The 1,512-nt window shown below is 45.6% G+C and carries 2 protein-coding genes and 1 pseudogene; all 3 read left to right on the forward strand.

Annotated elements, in window-relative coordinates; all coding sequences use genetic code 11:
* Positions 1–785, forward strand: a 785-nt coding sequence (locus EAE89_RS22820; RefSeq protein WP_214086649.1) for a VENN motif pre-toxin domain-containing protein, incomplete at its 5' end; no start/stop codon positions are given.
* Complete coding sequence (locus EAE89_RS22825) at positions 782–1,033, forward strand: hypothetical protein (protein WP_214086650.1); 252 nt, start codon at positions 782–784, stop codon at positions 1,031–1,033. The genes EAE89_RS22820 and EAE89_RS22825, both read left to right, overlap by 4 nt.
* 61 nt (positions 1,034–1,094) lie before the next feature.
* A pseudogene (locus EAE89_RS22830) lies at positions 1,095–1,512 on the forward strand (hypothetical protein); the annotation flags it as partial.

Raw genomic sequence — 1,512 nt, forward strand, 5'->3', positions numbered from 1 at the left:
GGGCCAAAGTCAGTGAGTTAACGGAGGAGCAGAAGCAAACTATCAGCACCCTTTCCACGCTGGCCGCGGGATTAGCCGGCGGCATTGCCGGTGACTCCACCGCCAGCGCCGTTACCGGGGCACAGGCGGGGAAGAATGCAGTGGACAATAATGCCCTAGCGAGTGTACTGGCGGCGGCAGAAGCGAATAAAAAAGGCACAGTTGAGAAATGGCAACAGGACAAGCAAACCGAAATCCAGAAAGCCTGTAGTGGTAACACGCCACTTTCTTGCCAGACTATGGTTGCCGCAGAAGGGAGTGTATTAGCTTTACCATGGTTATCGGGAGCTTCTGCAACAACGGGCCTGATTGGTGCCGTAGCCAATACCGGTATCCAATATCTTGCTAATGGCAATGTCGACCCCAATGATGCTATTTTTGCGTACTGGACGGGCGCATTCACGGCTAATACTGGTTTGTGGGGCACAATAGCCTGGAATGCAGGTATGGGGGCAGCTTCAAGTTATGTCAAAGGGGATGATCCGCTAAAAGGAGGGATGATCAGCGGCGCCGCTTCTGGGATTGGTTATGGGGTAGGTAAATTGGCTCAAAATCCCTTGGAAAAATTTATTAATCCAAACTGGAAAAATTATGAATGGGTTAATGTAGGAATAGGGATCTCGAAGCCATTACCTTTAAGTTCATTACCGGGAGTTGCTGGTAATATAGTTAGTTCGGTTTCAACAGAATTCTCCAACGATCAGATAAATAAGGAAGTTAGTAAGATCGAAGGAGAACATAAATGAATATATTAAAGAGAAAGTGGCTAATTATACTAATTTATTTAGTAGTTGCCTGTATTATGGTTGTAACCCTAGGAGCAGTAATAACAAAAATAGTCATCTGTCTATTTTATATGATTTTTTATGGATTACCTTTTGAATTATCTAAAACTGACGTTTTGTTATGTATCAAAGGTGGTTTTTATGGTGGTTCTGTTAGTGGCATAGGATTTTGGTTTAGATATTACCAATATTATAATTCACATAAATGAAACTAATTCCATCATTTGAGCTGGAATTAGTATTTTTGTTGTAGACAACAACCACCTAAGTGTGGAGAAGAACCAATCGCGCAGTGAGGAACTGGTTAATTGTCAGGGTGATAGCAGTTGCCGTTCTGCCGTTAGGGATAAATATCGGCAAGAGTATGACAAGGTTCAGGAGCGGATAGCAACTTGTTCAGGCGCTGACCAGTGCGTTGCGGTTGCCAAAGAGTTGCGGGCATTACAAGGTGACTATAGTGCGCGAATAGGCGAAATTCAGGAAAAAGCCAGAATGCAGGGGCTGGATTCCCTCACGCTGGCAGAAGTACGGGAATGGGCAGATTTACGCGGTGCCATGTCGAATATTGACGCATCACGGAATTTGGTACTCCATCGTGCCCAAGTCACCGGCGGCTCAGAAGAAACCACCCAGGAAATCATGAAGATTATGGGGCAGACGGGAATTGCGGCGTCTGCGGGAGTGGCTG

It is taken from the genome of Photorhabdus heterorhabditis (assembly GCF_018448905.1).
Taxonomy (GTDB): domain Bacteria; phylum Pseudomonadota; class Gammaproteobacteria; order Enterobacterales; family Enterobacteriaceae; genus Photorhabdus; species Photorhabdus heterorhabditis.